General features: G+C 55.3%; 14 protein-coding genes and 2 pseudogenes. 11 read left to right on the top strand and 5 right to left on the bottom strand.

What is annotated here, in order from left to right; all coding sequences use genetic code 11:
- A pseudogene (locus BHAP_RS07460) lies at positions 1-488 on the bottom strand (integrase catalytic domain-containing protein); the annotation flags it as partial.
- Positions 489-611: 123 nt separating this feature from the next.
- On the opposite strand from BHAP_RS07460, the gene BHAP_RS07465 reads away from it, so the two are divergent.
- Positions 612-875 (top strand): ATP-binding protein, encoded by a 264-nt coding sequence (locus BHAP_RS07465; RefSeq protein WP_143248761.1) that lies wholly within the window; start codon positions 612-614, stop codon positions 873-875.
- Between the two features lies 1 nt (position 876).
- Here the strand turns inward: BHAP_RS07465 and BHAP_RS07470 are convergent, their stop codons facing one another.
- From BHAP_RS07470 to BHAP_RS11495, 4 genes are read right to left on the bottom strand one after another with little or no spacing between them, the layout of a single operon-like run.
- Positions 877-1,155: a helix-turn-helix domain-containing protein gene (locus BHAP_RS07470; protein WP_094730114.1), complete on the bottom strand. Its 279-nt coding sequence runs from the start codon at positions 1,153-1,155 to the stop codon at positions 877-879.
- Positions 1,136-1,501, bottom strand: coding sequence for a type II toxin-antitoxin system RelE/ParE family toxin (locus BHAP_RS07475; RefSeq protein ID WP_094730115.1), 366 nt, complete (start codon positions 1,499-1,501; stop codon positions 1,136-1,138). The genes BHAP_RS07470 and BHAP_RS07475 overlap by 20 nt, the downstream gene beginning before the upstream one ends.
- Before the next feature lie 55 nt (positions 1,502-1,556).
- On the bottom strand, positions 1,557-3,152 hold the full coding sequence (locus tag BHAP_RS07480; protein ID WP_094730116.1) for a PGAP1-like alpha/beta domain-containing protein: 1,596 nt from the start codon (positions 3,150-3,152) through the stop codon (positions 1,557-1,559).
- The gene (locus BHAP_RS11495; protein ID WP_143248762.1) at positions 3,152-3,490 is read right to left on the bottom strand and encodes a hypothetical protein; all 339 of its coding nucleotides are present in this window, start codon (positions 3,488-3,490) and stop codon (positions 3,152-3,154) included. The genes BHAP_RS07480 and BHAP_RS11495 overlap by 1 nt, the downstream gene beginning before the upstream one ends.
- Positions 3,491-3,905: 415 nt before the next feature.
- Between BHAP_RS11495 and rpsL the strand changes: the two genes are divergently transcribed.
- From rpsL to gmk, 10 genes and pseudogenes are all read left to right on the top strand, one after another.
- Positions 3,906-4,277, top strand: coding sequence for a 30S ribosomal protein S12 (gene rpsL / locus BHAP_RS07485; RefSeq protein WP_003825774.1), 372 nt, complete (start codon positions 3,906-3,908; stop codon positions 4,275-4,277).
- Between the two features lie 5 nt (positions 4,278-4,282).
- Positions 4,283-4,753 (top strand): 30S ribosomal protein S7, encoded by a 471-nt coding sequence (gene rpsG, locus BHAP_RS07490; protein WP_033492908.1) that lies wholly within the window; start codon positions 4,283-4,285, stop codon positions 4,751-4,753.
- Positions 4,754-4,783: 30 nt separating this feature from the next.
- Positions 4,784-6,910 carry an elongation factor G gene (fusA, locus tag BHAP_RS07495; protein ID WP_094730117.1) on the top strand — a complete coding sequence of 709 codons (2,127 nt, stop codon included), beginning with the start codon at positions 4,784-4,786 and terminating at the stop codon, positions 6,908-6,910.
- A gap of 175 nt (positions 6,911-7,085) precedes the next feature.
- Entirely contained in the window at positions 7,086-8,285 is a 1,200-nt protein-coding gene (tuf, locus tag BHAP_RS07500) for an elongation factor Tu (protein ID WP_094730118.1), read from the top strand.
- A gap of 279 nt (positions 8,286-8,564) precedes the next feature.
- Positions 8,565-9,128: an elongation factor P gene (gene efp, locus BHAP_RS07505; protein ID WP_094730119.1), complete on the top strand. Its 564-nt coding sequence runs from the start codon at positions 8,565-8,567 to the stop codon at positions 9,126-9,128.
- Between the two features lie 66 nt (positions 9,129-9,194).
- Positions 9,195-9,740 (top strand): transcription antitermination factor NusB, encoded by a 546-nt coding sequence (gene nusB, locus BHAP_RS07510; protein WP_094730120.1) that lies wholly within the window; start codon positions 9,195-9,197, stop codon positions 9,738-9,740.
- Between the two features lie 94 nt (positions 9,741-9,834).
- Complete coding sequence (gene carA / locus BHAP_RS07515; RefSeq protein WP_094730121.1) at positions 9,835-11,064, top strand: glutamine-hydrolyzing carbamoyl-phosphate synthase small subunit; 1,230 nt, start codon at positions 9,835-9,837, stop codon at positions 11,062-11,064.
- Positions 11,057-14,443 (top strand): carbamoyl-phosphate synthase large subunit, encoded by a 3,387-nt coding sequence (gene carB, locus BHAP_RS07520; RefSeq protein WP_094730122.1) that lies wholly within the window; start codon positions 11,057-11,059, stop codon positions 14,441-14,443. Before carA ends, carB begins: the two co-directional genes overlap by 8 nt.
- Positions 14,440-15,339, top strand: a pseudogene (gene pyrF, locus BHAP_RS11895) (orotidine-5'-phosphate decarboxylase); the annotation flags it as partial. The gene carB and the pseudogene pyrF, both read left to right, overlap by 4 nt.
- 33 nt (positions 15,340-15,372) lie before the next feature.
- Positions 15,373-16,059, top strand: a complete 687-nt coding sequence (gene gmk / locus BHAP_RS11900) for a guanylate kinase (RefSeq protein ID WP_420807724.1) — start codon at positions 15,373-15,375, stop codon at positions 16,057-16,059.
- Positions 16,060-17,067 lie beyond the last annotated feature (1,008 nt).

Raw genomic sequence — 17,067 nt, forward strand, 5'->3', positions numbered from 1 at the left:
ATCGTGATCGAGTTGCGCAGAAGCTCGCACGCGGGCCTCGTGCCCGCCAGGCCCTTCGGACGCGCCGCGTCCCTCGTCTTCCTGAGGTACCGGTCCATCGTGGCCGGGCTCATCGCCATCAATTCGTTGAACGCGAACCCGTCGTACTCGGCAAGCTCGCCACGGGCTCTCAGCGTGGGCAGCCACAGGGGCAGCATCTGCTTGAGGTACTTCGCGCACGGCAGATCCATCATCAGCCACACCCGCACCAGCAGCTCGCGCGACTGCTCCGAATACCGTTTCGGCCGTGTCTTCCTGGCCGCCGGCAGCTCGCGCGGCTGCGTGCCGGCCTCGGTGAGCCTGCGCCTCGCGGTGCTTCTGCCGATCTTCAGCACGGAGCACATCTCGTCGAGGATGCGCCCCTTGTCCTTCTTCGATGCCTTCATGTACTCGTCCCTGAACCTCAGGGTGACCTGCCGCTTCGTCGCCATGCTGATCTTGCCTTCCATACGACAAGCCAAACAGGACCGGTACCGTTCGCGCTCATTTCCGATGAGGCACCACTAGCCATTACGCGCTCAAAAAACGTGAGTCACGTCGGTGGTGCGCCGAAGATCAGACAGCATGATAATGTGATCGAATTCGCTAACCCGATCAGCGTATCCGCTGCCGCCGATATTGATCCAAACCAGCTGTTTGACCGTTTTTATCAGGCCGATCATGCACGTAGCAGCAAAGGTTCCGGACTTGGCCTTGCCGTCGCTCAGTCGTTAGCACAAGCGATGCGGTTACGTCTGACTGCCAGACTCGAATGTGGTTCAGTGCTCTCGGATAGTAATGATAACAGTGCCAGCAGCAATGCGACATCGCTTATCATCACCATCATGCCCGCATAACTCAGACAAATGCGGTTTGGAATGTTTTTCCCATTGCTGCCGCGAGTTTTGCAAGTGTGGATATGGTGGGAGACGCGTCGCCATGTTCAATGTGAATAATCGTACTTTTTGCTACGCCGCTTTCTTGCGATAACGTGTCCATACTCATTCCTGCGTCGGTTCGAGCTTGAGAAAGCTGAATACCTACTGTCATTTGAGCCATGTGGCTATTGACGAGTTCTGCCATATTTGGATCGCGCATGGCATTGTTGAATAGAGTATCAAATGGTTGTGTTGGCATCGTGTTCCTCCTCGTACTGTTTCATGATTCGATGTGCGGTAGCGAGTTCACGTTTTGGTGTTTTTGGTGTTTTCTTAGTGAATCCGTGCGTAATGATGCAGATATTATCTTTCACAAAAAAGAATGGTGCCCTCTGGATATTGCCGCCAAATTGAGAACGAATTTCCCAAATGTCGTTATCCAGTTTCTTTACCCACTCTTTTTGCATGGCGATTCCTAAACCGAAAATTTCAATATTTTTGATGGTCGCATATACTTTGGCTTGGTCATTGCGTCTCAGTTTGTTTAACCAAGTCAGGAAAGGGGATACTCCTTCCTTTGTTTGGTAGTATCGAAATTGAACCATCTATATTCCTTTCTTGATGGTAGTGAATTCGCTACCATCTGTCAACGCTGATTCATTAATTGCCGAGCATTTTGGGGGAGATCTGACGATCGGACGGAGCTATGGTGATGCCATCATGCATCATGCGGCCGCGGAAGTATCGCGTTTCTTCAAGCTCGCCATCAATGACATTCTGAAAATGCTGTTCATGCGCAATAACTGCTGAGGAGCCAAGATCGGTAGCGTTCTGATATGCGGCTTGATGATATTTAAGCCAATGCGTGATCTCTTTGTGCTCTGGTGCATCTTTGACTTCCGCGCCGTGATACCCACGTTCCCATGAGGAGAGCGTATTGCCGGGCATACATGAACCATTCTCGTCAATATCTCCGAGCGATGTTGCTCCAGTCTTCGTTGCATAACCATGCACCGTGAGCCAATTGTCGGTAGTTGGATTTGACGCTCCGTCGAGAGCTGCGACAAGCTCGTCTTCCATCTCAATACTCGTCACCCACGTTGATGATGGTATCGGGTGGTTCGCGACTGGCGAACCGGCTGTCACTACATGCTGAATGTTGTATTGACTGGCCATGTCTGCTGCGATTGTCGCCGCCACGATGCCACCTTGCGAGTGCCCGATCAGTGCGACTGGCTCATTGGCACCAATGCCAGCGCGGCGCATGGATTCAGCAACCATACGCGCACTATCCGCGTTCATGCGACGCGCTGGGTCTGAACTCATAAGCTCTACGTTCTGCGGCCAACCAAACGGCGAATCATCCTGTCCATCAGTGCCCGGAATTGTCACGAGCCAACTGACTGAACCGTCCGCCTTACGGTATTTCTGAATAGCGATCGTCGCGTAATCCAATCCGCTACCTAAATCGACTTTACCGAGCCTTTCTTCAGCTAACCGACGCAAGTTTTCTAGCGATTGCGATACCGATGACGATGAACGGACCACATCTACTGGAGTCGTGACTTCAACAACGTCGAGTACGTTACCTTGGCGCATACCGTCGAGCGGTGCGCAAATTGCAGCGATGCGTTCGGCTGCGCGATTGACCTCATCGGTACGAGTAATACCTTCAATAGGATTGACACCACCTACGAACGCACCAAGTCCACTCATCAAGCCTTCGTGAGCACCGGCGGAAGACGTTAACCCCCAGATCGGATTAAAACGTCCTTCATACAGTGAACCAAACAACATGCCACTGCCAGCTAAAGCAGCACCGCCAGCCGCTGTATATTTCGGCTCAATCCCAGACACGCCTTGTAGAAGCTCGTTGATCATTCGTGTCATCCACGATTCAGACTCTGCATACAGTGAATGTGCACGAATGAGCAGCATTGCCATATCGGTGAGTCGATTGGCGATTGACTGGCAGTTACGTGCGTGCTCGGCACAACGTGCAATCAGTGTCTCGTATGGTAGCGTTACGTGACCGATGGATGCTGAGTACGGACGACCGGACGCGAGCGTAGTACACAACGCCACGCTGAACCGTTGCTGCGCGAGTTGCAGCGCAGAAGTGGACCATGCCACAGATGCTGATCGCCAATCCGAGGCAGTGTCATGCAAGGTGCGAGCAAGTGATCGGTATTCTTCTAGATCGGCAGCAGCATACGGTTGCCCACCATAAATAAATGAAGTAACTTGCCAGCCCATCATGCACCTGCTTGCCATGCAAGACGTCGTGTCTGTCGTGCAGCTTCAGCAGTGGAGCGCGCATCGGATACACAATCATTGAGTCGTTGTCGGAACATCGAGGCTGCACCACCTTGCCATGAGATAGAGGCGCCGGCCTGTTGCGCAGCGTCAGTGCGATCGCAGGCGGTACGAATGGAACGCTCATGTACATCAAGTAATGTGCGACCATTCGCTACAACAGTGTGACAGGCACAAGTGGGGGAGGAGACGGCGAATGGTGGCATAGCATTGTTCACACCGAACGGAGATACCGCCGGGCCGAAGGGCGAAGTTTGCTGGTTAAATAGACTATTCATATATGTATTGAACGGGAGCAACCTAGCGATGTCCAGCTCAACTGGGGGCTGTGGACGCAAGCTCAACTTATCGGCGTGTTGTGGATAAGTCACTGTGTGCAACTCGGCAAGTTATCCACAATCGAGCGAGGAATGCCGCTGGATATGCGTAAGAAGGCGTGTCGTTTGTCCGACTGATGCGTATCATAGTAATTCGTGTGTGCCAACGGCATGCCTTATGTAACAGGTGTGCGGGTTGGGATATCCCGTGAATCGAATGGATCGCGCGCAGTAATGCGGACTGTGAAAGAGGATCGGGCCATCGGGCCGGTGGACTGTGGCTAGCTTTGACCGATCTTACGATCAGTGGGCAAAGTGTGGGCGCAGTGTAGCGGTCGCACGAAGACAAGAAAACCACTGAATCGGAGAATTCAAGTTGCCTACTATTGAACAGCTCGTCCGTAAGGGACGTTCGCCGAAGCCGAAGAAGTCGAAGACTTTGGCGCTTAAGGGCAGCCCGCTGCGTCGCGGCGTGTGCACCCGTGTCTACACCACCACCCCGAAGAAGCCGAACTCGGCTCTGCGTAAGGTTGCTCGTGTGCGCCTGTCCTCGGGTATCGAAGTTACCGCCTACATTCCGGGCGAAGGCCACAACCTGCAGGAGCACTCCATCGTGCTCGTACGCGGCGGCCGTGTGAAGGATCTGCCGGGTGTTCGTTACCACATCGTGCGTGGTGCGCTCGATACCCAGGGTGTCAAGGACCGCAAGCAGGGTCGTTCCCTGTACGGAGCAAAGAAGGCGAAGTAAGAGATATGTCACGTAAAGGACCTGCTAAGAAGCATACGCTGCTGCCCGATCCGATCTACGGTTCGACTGTCGTGGCTCAGCTCATCAACAAGATTCTGCTTGACGGCAAGAAGTCGATCGCCGAGGACATCGTGTACTCCGCACTCGACATGGTCAAGGAAAAGACTGATCAGGAGCCGGTCGCTGTTCTCAAGCGCGCTCTTGACAACATTCGTCCGTCCCTCGAAGTGCGTTCCCGCCGTGTCGGTGGCGCTACCTACCAGGTGCCGGTCGAAGTCAAGCCGAACCGTGCTAACACGCTGTCCCTGCGCTGGCTGACTGACTTCTCTCGCGCTCGTCGTGAGAAGACGATGGCCGAGCGTCTCGCCAACGAAATTCTCGACGCTTCCAACGGCCTTGGCGCTTCTGTCAAGCGTCGCGAGGATACTCATAAGATGGCAGAGGCCAACAAGGCCTTCGCTCATTACCGCTGGTAATTTCGAAGAACAAGAGCTAAAGGAATAGCAATGGCACTTGACGTGCTTTCGGATCTGCACATGATCCGCAACATCGGCATCATGGCTCACATCGATGCCGGTAAGACCACCACCACTGAGCGTATTCTGTACTACACCGGTAAGAGCTACAAGATCGGCGAAGTGCATGATGGCGCTGCGACGATGGACTTCATGGCTCAGGAGCAGGAGCGCGGTATCACTATTCAGTCCGCCGCTACCACTTGCTTCTGGAACCGTCAGACTCACGACACCGAGCAGAAGTTCCAGCTCAACATCATCGATACCCCTGGCCACGTGGACTTCACGGCCGAGGTCGAGCGCTCCCTGCGCGTGCTCGATGGTGCTGTGGCTGTCTTCGATGGTAAGGAAGGCGTGGAGCCGCAGTCCGAAACTGTGTGGCGTCAGGCCGACAAGTACGGCGTGCCGCGCATCTGCTTCGTCAACAAGATGGACAAGCTGGGCGCTGACTTCTACTACTCGGTGAAGACCATTCACGACAAGCTGGGTGCAACCCCGATCGTGATGCAGCTGCCGATGGGCGCTGAGAACGACTTCACTGGCGTGATCGATCTCGTTGAGATGAAGGCCTATGACTGGAACACCGGCGACGAGCTGGGTGCTCACTACAACATGGACCCGATTCCGGCTGAGTACGCGGACAAGGCACAGGAATACCACGAGAAGCTCGTGGAAGCTGCTGCTGAAGCTAACGATGAACTTATGAACAAGTTCTTCGAGAACGGCGACCTGTCCAAGGAAGACGTGCGCGCCGGCATTCGCCAGCTCACCATTGAGCGTCGTGCATTCCCGGTCTTCTGCGGCTCGGCATTCAAGGATAAGGGCGTACAGCCGATGCTGGACGCGGTTATCGATTACTTGCCGTCTCCTGAAGACGTGCCGGCCATTAAGGGCTACAAGCCGGGCGATGAGTCCGTTGAGATCGACCGTAAGCCAGTTGTGTCCGATCCGTTCGCAGCACTGGTCTTCAAGATCTCCACCCACCCGTTCTACGGCAAGCTCGTGTTCGTGCGCGTTTATTCTGGTTCGGTCAAGCCGGGCGACAACGTGCTCGACTCCACCAAGAGCAAGAAGGAACGCATCGGTAAGATCTTCCAGATGCACGCTGACAAGGAAAACCCGGTCGACGCTGCTGAAGCTGGTAACATCTACACGTTCGTCGGTTTGAAGAACGTGTCTACCGGTGACACCCTGTGCGCTGAGAGCGCGCCGATCTCCCTCGAGTCCATGACCTTCCCGGACCCGGTCATTCAGGTGGCTGTGGAACCGAAGACCAAGGCTGATCAGGAGAAGATGGGCATCGCTCTGGCGAAGCTCTCCGACGAAGATCCGACCTTCCAGGTCACCACCGACGAAGAATCCGGCCAGACCCTGATCGCAGGTATGGGCGAGCTCCAGCTCGACATCATCGTCGATCGTATGCGCCGTGAATTTAAGGTCGAGTGCAACGTCGGTAAGCCGCAGGTCGCCTACCGCGAGACCATCCGCAAGGCCGTGATGAACGAAGTTTACACCCACAAGAAGCAGACCGGTGGTTCCGGCCAGTTCGCAAAGGTGTTCATGAACTTCGAGCCGCTCGACACCGAGAAGGGCGAAACTTTCGAGTTCGTCAACGAAGTCACAGGTGGCCACATTTCCGCCGAATTCATCGGACCTATCGAGGCTGGTGTCAAGGAAGCTATGGAGTCTGGTGTGCTCGCTGGCTTCCCGGTTGTCGGCGTCAAGGCTACCGTGTACGACGGCCAGATGCACCCGGTCGACTCCTCGGAAATGGCCTTCAAGATCGCCGGTTCTATGGCGTTCAAGGAAGCCGCTCCGAAGGCCAAGCCGGTCATCCTCGAGCCGATCATGGCTGTGGAAGTCCGTACACCGGAAGAGTACATGGGCGATGTTATCGGCGATCTGAACCAGCGTCGTGGCAACATCCAGTCCATGACCGATGCCACCGGTGTCAAGGTCATCGATGCGAAGGTCCCGCTGTCCGAAATGTTCGGTTACATCGGCGATCTGCGCTCCAAGACTCAGGGCCGCGCTATGTTCACCATGCAGATGGACTCCTACGCTGAGGTCCCGAAGTCGGTCTCTGACGAGATCATCAAGGCCCAGCGCGGCGAGTGACACGCGTTGTGCGCTTTTGCGTGACAGTGTCTCCAGTCAGCGCTAAGATCGTGTAGCGCTGACTGGGTTCTGGCACCAAAGTGGCACATAACCCAGAAACCCAGTAAACTGTAGCGAGTACCCTGAGCCAAGAGCTTAGGGAGTCCTACACGAGACGTCCAGGAGGACAAAAGTAATGGCAAAGGAAAAGTACGAGCGTACTAAGCCGCACGTTAACATCGGCACCATCGGCCACGTCGATCACGGTAAGACGACCCTGACCGCGGCCATCTCCAAGGTTCTGTACGAGGAGTACCCGGATATCAACACTGAGTACGACTTCAACCAGATCGATTCCGCTCCGGAAGAGGCCGCCCGCGGTATCACCATCAACATCTCCCACATCGAGTACCAGACCGCTAAGCGTCACTACGCTCACGTCGACTGCCCGGGCCACGCCGACTTCGTGAAGAACATGATCACCGGTGCTGCCCAGATGGATGGCGCTATCCTCGTGGTCGCCGCTACCGATGGCCCGATGGCTCAGACCCGCGAGCACGTGCTGCTCGCTCGTCAGGTTGGCGTGCCGAAGATCCTCGTCGCTCTGAACAAGTGCGATATGGTCGAGGATGAGGAGCTCATCGAGCTCGTTGAGGAAGAGGTCCGTGACCTCCTCGACGAGAACGGCTTCGATCGTGACTGCCCGGTCATCCGTGTGTCCGCTTACGGCGCTCTGCACGACGATGCTCCGGATCACGAGCACTGGGTTGAGCAGATCAAGAAGCTCATGGACGCTGTCGACGAGTACATCCCGACCCCGGTCCACGATCTCGACAAGCCGTTCCTGATGCCGATCGAGGACGTGTTCACCATCTCCGGCCGTGGTACCGTTGTCACCGGTCGTGTTGAGCGTGGCCAGCTGGCCGTCAACACCCCGGTCGAGATCGTCGGTGTCCGTCCGACCCAGACCACCACTGTGACCTCCATCGAGACCTTCCACAAGACGATGGATATGTGCGAGGCTGGCGACAACACCGGTCTGCTGCTGCGTGGTATCAACCGTACCGATGTCGAGCGTGGTCAGGTTGTGGCCAAGCCGGGCTCCGTCACCCCGCACACCAAGTTTGAGGGCGAAGTCTACGTGCTGACCAAGGACGAAGGTGGCCGTCACTCGCCGTTCTTCTCCAACTACCGTCCGCAGTTCTACTTCCGCACCACCGACGTCACCGGCGTCATCGAGCTGCCGGAAGGCGTCGAGATGGTCCAGCCGGGCGATCACGCAACCTTCACCGTTGAGCTGATCCAGCCGATCGCTATGGAGGAGGGCCTGACCTTCGCTGTGCGTGAAGGTGGCCACACCGTCGGCTCAGGCCGTGTCACCAAGATTCTCGCCTGATTTACATCAGTGAGTATCAAGACACGCTTGGACTAGCGTTCTAAAGAAACCTCAGGCCCTATGGTCTGGGGTTTCTTTGTATATGCTTACGTTTGTAGTATTTTCCAATACGTGTGAGTCCTATCTCTGTCTTATCTAACTGTTCTAACTGCCTGTTCCAACTGCACCAAACGCAAGGCGTGAGAACGCTGTAGAACAAAGGTATAGACGATATGGCATAATAGCCAAGGCTATTTTTCAGCTTCACGTATATTCATTTCAACGAACAGGTGAGTTACTGTGGCACAGACTACCAATGACATCAAGAATGGTTCCGTTCTGAACCTTGACGGCCAACTGTGGACCGTCACTAAGTTCCAGCACGTCAAGCCGGGCAAGGGCCCCGCTTTCGTACGCACCACCATCAAGAACGTGCTCTCCGGCAAGATCGTCGACAAGACGTTCAACGCGGGTATGAAGATTGACTTCGAAACTGTCGACAACCGCAACCTGCAGTACTCCTACGAAGACGGCGAAAACTTCGTCTTCATGGATATGACCACGTACGATCAGATCTACATCCCGAAGACTCTGGTCGGCGATCAGGCCAAGTTCCTGCTCGAAGGCACCGATTGCGTGGTTTCTTTCCACGATGGCACTCCGCTGTCGGTTGAACTGCCGGCATCTGTTGTTCTGACGATCACCCACACTGAGCCGGGCCTGCAGGGCAACCGTTCCAACGCTGGCACCAAGCCGGCTACGGTTGAGACCGGTGCTGAGATTCAGGTTCCGCTGTTCATCAACGAAGGCGAGAAGGTCAAGGTTGATACCCGCGACGGCTCGTACCTCGGCCGCGAGAACTGATTTCGCGTTTACTGCTAATCCGTTCGCAATCGATTTTCGAACGAGATCAAAGGAATAGAGAGCTTCATGGCACGTTCCACCGCCCGCAAGAGGGCTCTGAACACGTTGTACGAAGCGGATGAGAAGGGACAGGATATCCTGTCCCTTCTTGCTGAGCGCATCGCCGAGCCGGGCGCGCAGACCCCGCTTCCCGATTACGCTATTGATATTGTGCGTGGCGTTGCCGAGCATCGCCGCAACATTGATCATGTGCTCAACGATCATTCCACCGGATGGAAAGTTTGGCGTATGCCAGTCGTTGACCGTAACATCTTGCGCATTGCCGTTTGGGAAATCCTGTTCAATGACGATGTCCCCGACAAGGTAGCTATCGACGAAGCAATTGGTTTGTCGAAAACCCTGTGCGATGACGATTCGCCAGCATTTATTCATGGTCTGCTGAGTGCAATATGCACTAATAAAGAGACGATTCTTGCTGGACTGGCTTCGTCTGACTCGGCTAAGACGGACCGTGAATCGCATGATGAATCTGAATCCGCTGATGATTCTGCAGCCAAGCCTGTAGATGACAGCGAGACTCAGGATACTACTTCGGACGGCGAGTCCGCATAAAACAGTGCAACTTCCGGCTTGACGGGGGCTGGTCGAGTCCCCGGCGGCCGGTATCGTGAAAGACAGTTAACCCGAGATATTTGAGGGGGTTTTGGTGAACCAGATTGATTCCGAAGCCGTGAGTTTTTCCCCTGATGAAGCCGTTCTTGTACTTGAGGACGGGCAAGTGTATGTAGGGGAGCCTTACGGTGCGCTTGGGACTACCCACGGCGAGCTCGTGTTTGCAACCGGCATGACCGGTTATCAAGAGACGCTGACTGACCCAAGTTATGACCGTCAGATCGTCGTGCAGACGTTCCCGCACATCGGCGACACTGGAATCAACCAGGAGGACCCTGAATCCTCTCGTATCTGGGTTGCCGGTTATGTAGTGCGTGATCCTAGCCCAATTGTGAGCAACTGGCGTGCTACTGGCTCGTTGGATGATGATCTCAAACGCGAAGGTATCGTGGGTCTGAGCGGCATTGATACGCGTAAATTGGTACGTCATTTGCGTTCTGCCGGCGTGATGCGTGCTGCGATTTTCTCCGGTGACGCCCTGCTGGACAAGACTACTGGCAAACTCCGCACGCTCGATTCCATGCTTGACGAAGTTCGTTCAACGCCGCAGATGAAGGGACTGAGTCTGTACGACGAGGTCAGTACTCAGGAGCCTTACACGATCGAACCGTGTGGTGAATATGAAGGCAAAGAGCCGCTGTTCACGGTTGCTGCCGTTGACCTTGGTATTAAGGCAATGACTCCACATCGTATGGCAGAGCGCGGATGCCGTGTACATGTTGTACCATCCACCATCACGTTTGATGAACTCACTGCCCTTAATCCAGATGGCGTGTTCTTCTCCAATGGTCCAGGAGACCCGGAACAAGCAGACCCTGAGGTTGAACTGTTGCGCAAGGTACTCGATGCGGGCTATCCGTTCTTCGGTATTTGCTTCGGCAATCAGTTGCTCGGCCGAGCGCTCGGTTTCGGTACCTATAAGCTCAAGTTCGGCCATCGTGGTATCAACCAGCCAGTGAAGGATGTAACTACTGGCAAGGTGGAAGTTACCGCACATAACCACGGTTTTGCTGTGGACGCTCCAATCGGAGATCCGGTTGATGCGCCATACGGTGACGGTAAATACGGCAAGGTATTTGTCTCGCACATTGATCTCAATGACGATGTTGTCGAAGGATTACAGTGCGTAGATATCCCTGCGTTCTCCGTTCAATACCATCCGGAGGCGGCGGCCGGCCCGCATGACGCCGCATATCTGTTCGACCGTTTCGTAGATCTGATGGCGACGGCGAAGACGACCAAGGAGGAACATCGCAATGCCTAAGCGTACGGACATCAAGTCGGTGATGGTCATCGGCTCTGGACCGATTGTCATCGGACAGGCCGCTGAGTTTGACTATTCCGGCACTCAGGCATGCCGCGTGCTGCGTGAGGAAGGCATTCGCGTCATTCTGGTCAACTCCAACCCGGCCACTATTATGACCGATCCGGAGATGGCGGACGCCACGTACATCGAGCCGATCGCTACGCCAATTCTTGAGCAAATTATTGCTAGGGAACGCCCGGATGCACTGCTGCCGACCCTTGGCGGTCAGACTGCGTTGAACGCTGCAATGGCGTTGGGCGAGGCTGGCGTGCTCAAGAAGTACGGTGTTGAGCTTATTGGTGCCTCGCTGGAAGCGATCGATCGAGGCGAAGATCGTGAGCTGTTTAAGAAGGTTGTCGAAGAAGCCGGTGCTGAATCGGCACGTTCGCGCATCGCACACACCCTGCGCGAATGTGATCGCATTGCGGAAGAGCTTGGCTACCCGCTGGTCGTTCGCCCGAGCTTTACAATGGGTGGACTCGGTTCTGGTATCGCTCACAATGAAGAGGAATTGCACCGTATCGCTGGCGCTGGTATTCACTATTCACCGACTGACGAAGTCCTTATCGAAGAGGGTATTGAGGGCTGGAAGGAATTCGAGCTCGAACTTATGCGCGACCGCAACGATAATGTTGTAGTTGTTTGCCCGATCGAAAACGTCGATCCTGTCGGTGTGCACACTGGCGATTCGATTACGGTTGCTCCAGTATTTACACTCACGGATCGTGAATATCAGAAGTTGCGTGACATCGGTATCGCGATTATTCGTGGCGTCGGAGTTGACACAGGCGGTTGCAATATTCAGTTTGCTGTGCATCCTGAAACTGGTCGTATCATCGTTATCGAAATGAACCCGCGTGTTTCGCGTTCTTCGGCTCTCGCATCGAAGGCTACTGGTTTCCCGATTGCGAAGATTGCGACGAAGTTGGCTCTTGGTTACACGCTTGATGAAATTCGCAACGATATCACTCAGTCCACGCCGGCCAGCTTCGAGCCGACTATCGATTACGTGGTGACAAAAGTACCGCGTTTCGCCTTCGAGAAGTTCCCGGGCGCCGATCCGCGACTGACAACTTCTATGAAGTCTGTTGGCGAGGCAATGGCTCTCGGTGGTAACTTCCAAGAGTCACTTGGCAAGGCCATGCGTTCGATTGATAAGCGGCACATGGGCTTCAACTGGGATGGCGAACGTCCGTCTGCGGATGAGGTTGCTGAACTACTTGAAGCGATCACTATTCCGACGGAGCATCGCTATTTGCAGATTATGCGTGCTCTGTGGGGCGGCGCAAGCGAACAGCAGATTTTTGACGCGACCAAGATCGATCCGTGGTTTATTCGCCAGCTCACGATGATCAACGATATGGCGATGACTGTGCGCGCTGCCGAAGCGTTGACGCCGAAACTGCTCAAGAAAGCAAAGCAAGCTGGTCTGTCTGACGTGCAGATTGCACATCTGCGCGGTCTTGGCGACGAAGGCGAGAACACAGTGCGTGAACTGCGCTGGAATTACGGCCTGCGCCCGGTGTACAAGACGGTTGATACCTGCGCTGCCGAGTTCGATGCAGTCACGCCGTACTATTACAGCTGCTACGCTGACGAGACGGAACTGCGTAAGCGTGATCGTGAAGCAATCATCATCCTCGGTTCTGGCCCGAATCGTATCGGTCAGGGCATTGAGTTTGATTACACGTGCGTGCACGCAGTGCAGGAGCTTGGCAAGGACTATGACACGATCATGGTCAACTGCAACCCTGAGACGGTTTCCACTGACTATGACATGTCTAACCGACTGTATTTTGAACCGCTCACCTTCGAAGATGTGCTCGAGATTTACGAGGCTGAGAAGAAGATGGGACCGGTCAAGGGCGTGATTGTGCAGCTCGGTGGTCAAACACCGCTGTCGCTTGCTGCTCGACTCAAAGCTGCTGGTGTGCCGATTCTCGGTACCACGCCTGAATCGATTGATCTGGCTGAAAACCGTGAGCTGTTCGGTGAAGTACTGAAGAAAGCGCATATGAACGCGCCACGGTACGGTACTGCGCTGAGCCTCGATGAGGCACGCGAGGCTGCACATACGATCGGATATCCAGTACTGGTACGCCCGAGCTATGTGCTCGGCGGTCGCGGCATGGAAATTGTGTACGATGATGCCCAGCTTGTCAAGTACGTCAATCGTGCGCTTGATGCAGCCAAGGCTGATACGGTTGTTTCCGGTCGTCTGCCATCCCCGTTGCTGATCGATAAGTTCCTGCAGGATGCTATCGAAATCGATGTTGATGCGCTGTTTGATGGCGAAGAACTGTACATCGGCGGCATCATGGAACACATCGAAGAAGCTGGCGTGCACTCCGGCGATGCGGCTTGTACATTGCCTCCGTCAACTCTGTCGGATGATCAGATTCGTCGTCTGCGCGAAGGCACATACGCCATCGCTAAGGGTTGTGGTGTCAAGGGCTTGATCAATGTGCAGTATGCTTTCATGGCAAACACACTGTATGTGATCGAAGCTAATCCGCGCGCATCTCGAACCGTACCGTTCGCATCCAAGGCGACCGGTGTGGCCCTTGCTAAGGCTGCTGCACGTATTATGGCAGGCGAAACCGTTGCTGATCAGCGTGCTAACGGTCTGCTACTGCCGAAGGGTGACGGCGGCATCATGCATCGCGGTCAGCAGGTTGCGGTCAAGGAATCTGTGTTGCCATTCAAGCGATTCCGCACGCCGGTTGGCAAGACTGTTGACGTACTCCTCGGACCGGAAATGCGTTCAACTGGTGAAGTCATGGGCTTCGATCGTGACTTCCCACACGCGTTCGCCAAGAGCCAGCTCGCTGCATACGACGGTGGACTGCCGACAGGCGGCAACGTGTTTATTTCCGTGAACGATACCGACAAGCGTCAGCTGCCAATGGTTGCAGTCCGTCTCGTCGAACTTGGATTCACCATCTGGGCGACCGAAGGTACCGCATCCGTCCTGCGTCGCTACGGTATCGACTCAAAGATTGTTGACAAAATCAACACGCGTATGGATTCCGATCCAGACGCGCCAGTTATCGTCAAACATGCGGAAGGCAGTATCGGCAAGAATGTCGTGGAACTCATCGAGGACGGCGATATTGACCTCATCCTCAACACGCCAAACTCGCGTGGTTCTCGCTCCGACGGATACTCCATCCGTGCCGCGGCTATCGCAGCCGACATCCCGCAGTTCACGACGATGACTGAATTTCAAGCTGTGCTCATGGCCATCGAAGCCGTTAAACACAACGACTACCAGATCATGAGCATCCAAGAACATTCACAACAGCTGTTCGATATGGAAAGCCGGGATATGAAATGACCAGTAACCTCAGCAGTGAAGAGCAACAAGCCCAGCGCTCGGATTTCGGTCTACGTCTGAGCAATTCAATGGCCAAATATGGCCCGTTGTGCGTAGGAATCGATCCGCATCGCAAGCTCCTCACTGACTGGGGCTACAACGTCGATGCGGACGGCGCGGAAATGTATGCCATGCGCATGCTACAAGCCGCGTCCGGCCGCGCAGCCGCCGTCAAATTCCAATCCTCCATGTTCGAGCGCTACGGTTCCAAAGGTATCGCTGCGCTCGAGCGTGTCCTCTACGCAGCCCGTCAAATGGGTATTATCACCATCGTTGATTGCTTACATGGTGGTCTACCTACCACGATTTCCGCAATCTCTGATGCATACTTCAAGCAAGGTGCACCGTTGCTCGCTGACGCGATCACATTGCTGCCATACTACGGTGCGCGTTCACTGTCAGGCGTCATCAACGACGCACTAGACAACGGACGAGGCGTATTTGTCGCATCCCTCACCTCCAATGAGGAAGGCGCTAGCCTACAAACCGCTATTCGCCAACGTGGCGATTACAAAGGTAAAACCGTTGCCTACGGTGTAGCCAGCACAGTTCAGAAATTCAATGCTGGCATCGACGGTATGGGATCAGTCGGTTTGATCATCGGTGCTACCATCGGCCAGTGGATCGATAACAGCGGTATCGATCCCGCACAATTCACTGGACCAATCCTCTCCCCAGGCTACGGATGGCAAGGCGCAGAAGCAAAAGACTTGCGCTCCGTATTCAAAGGCACCAAAGGCAATGTGCTTGTCACCGTATCGCGTTTCATCGCCTCACACGGTCCAGACATTCAAGCCCTCTCCGAAGCGACCGACGCAATCTCCATCGATGTACGCCAAGCACTACTCGAAGCGACCGATACCAAGCGTCAAGAGGATCGTATGACCATGATGACCAACAATGCCGGAACCCCAGCATCTGATAATGCTGCGCCAGCTGAAACAGGCGACGCTCAGCAAACAACCTCCGCTCCTGCTGATGGAGAACAAGCATTACGCGGAGGCCGACTGCTCGTCCTCACCGGTCCTGCAGGCGTCGGCAAAGGAACTGTAGAAACCGCATTGCGTAAGAAGCACCCCGAAGTATGGGTATCCGTCTCCGCAACCACCCGTAAACCTCGCCCCGGTGAAGTCAACGGGCTCAACTACTGGTTCATGAACGACGACGAGTTCATCGCCAAAGAAGCAGCCGGCGAATTCCTTGAAACCGCCGTCGTCCACGGCCTCGCCCACTACGGCACACCGCTCAAGCCAGTAGAAGAACACCTCGCCGCTGGCACCCCCACCATCCTTGAAATCGATCTCCAAGGCGCCCGTCGCGTCAAAGAACGCGCCAAGGAGCTCGGCATGGACGTTCTCTCCGTCTTCATCGCGCCCCCAAGTTTTGATGAACTCGTTCGCCGCCTCACCAGTCGCGGCACCGAAACCGAAGAAGAACGCAACCGTCGCCTCGAGACCGCTCACACCGAACTCGCCGCCGAACACGAATTCGACGTCACCATCGTCAATGACAACGTCGAAAAAGCGGCAGAGGAACTGTGGACTCTCATCGCCCGCGAATACGGTATCGCTGAATGATGGAGCGTATACCGCCTTTCCTCAACCTCGACGTGCTAAGCACGCCTTCGGTTTCGGACGGCGGTCTCCGCACGCATCATTCAGCGATACACGAAAGGCCGTAAGTCAGCACTAATGGGATGGTTGTGCTGAGTTACGGTCTTTTTCTGTGGTGTAGAAGGCCGTAAGTCAGCACTAATGGGATGGTTGTGCTGAGTTACGGTCTTTTTCCGTGGTGAAGAAGGCCGTAAGTCAGCACAAGTGTAGTGATCATGCGTATTTACGGCCTGCATGTGGGTGATTGCAATCACCCATCAATCAAAGAAGGTCCTCACCGAACACATCGGGGAGGACCTTCCTTAATACCAACTCACTATAATACCAACTCACTATCACGCGAGGCCGGACGACGTGACTCACGTTTTTTGAGCGCGTAATGGCTAGTGGTGCCTCATCGGAAATGAGCGCGAACGGTACCGGTCCTGTTTGGCTTGTCGTATGGAAGGCAAGATCAGCATGGCGACGAAGCGGCAGGTCACCCTGAGGTTCAGGGACGAGTACATGAAGGCATCGAAGAAGGACAAGGGGCGCATCCTCGACGAGATGTGCTCCGTGCTGAAGATCGGCAGAAGCACCGCGAGGCGCAGGCTCACCGAGGCCGGCACGCAGCCGCGCGAGCTGCCGGCGGCCAGGAAGACACGGCCGAAACGGTATTCGGAGCAGTCGCGCGAGCTGCTGGTGCGGGTGTGGCTGATGATGGATCTGCCGTGCGCGAAGTACCTCAAGCAGATGCTGCCCCTGTGGCTGCCCACGCTGAGAGCCCGTGGCGAGCTTGCCGAGTACGACGGGTTCGCGTTCAACGAATTGANGGCGATGAGCCCGGCCACGATGGACCGGTACCTCAGGAAGACGAGGGACGCGGCGCGTCCGAAGGGCCTGGCGGGCACGAGGCCCGCGTGCGAGCTTCTGCGCAACTCGATCACGATCAGGAAGGCGAGCGACGAGCTGGACGGGCTGCCCGGCAACGTC

It is taken from the genome of Bifidobacterium hapali, assembly GCF_002259755.1.
GTDB lineage: Bacteria > Actinomycetota > Actinomycetes > Actinomycetales > Bifidobacteriaceae > Bifidobacterium > Bifidobacterium hapali.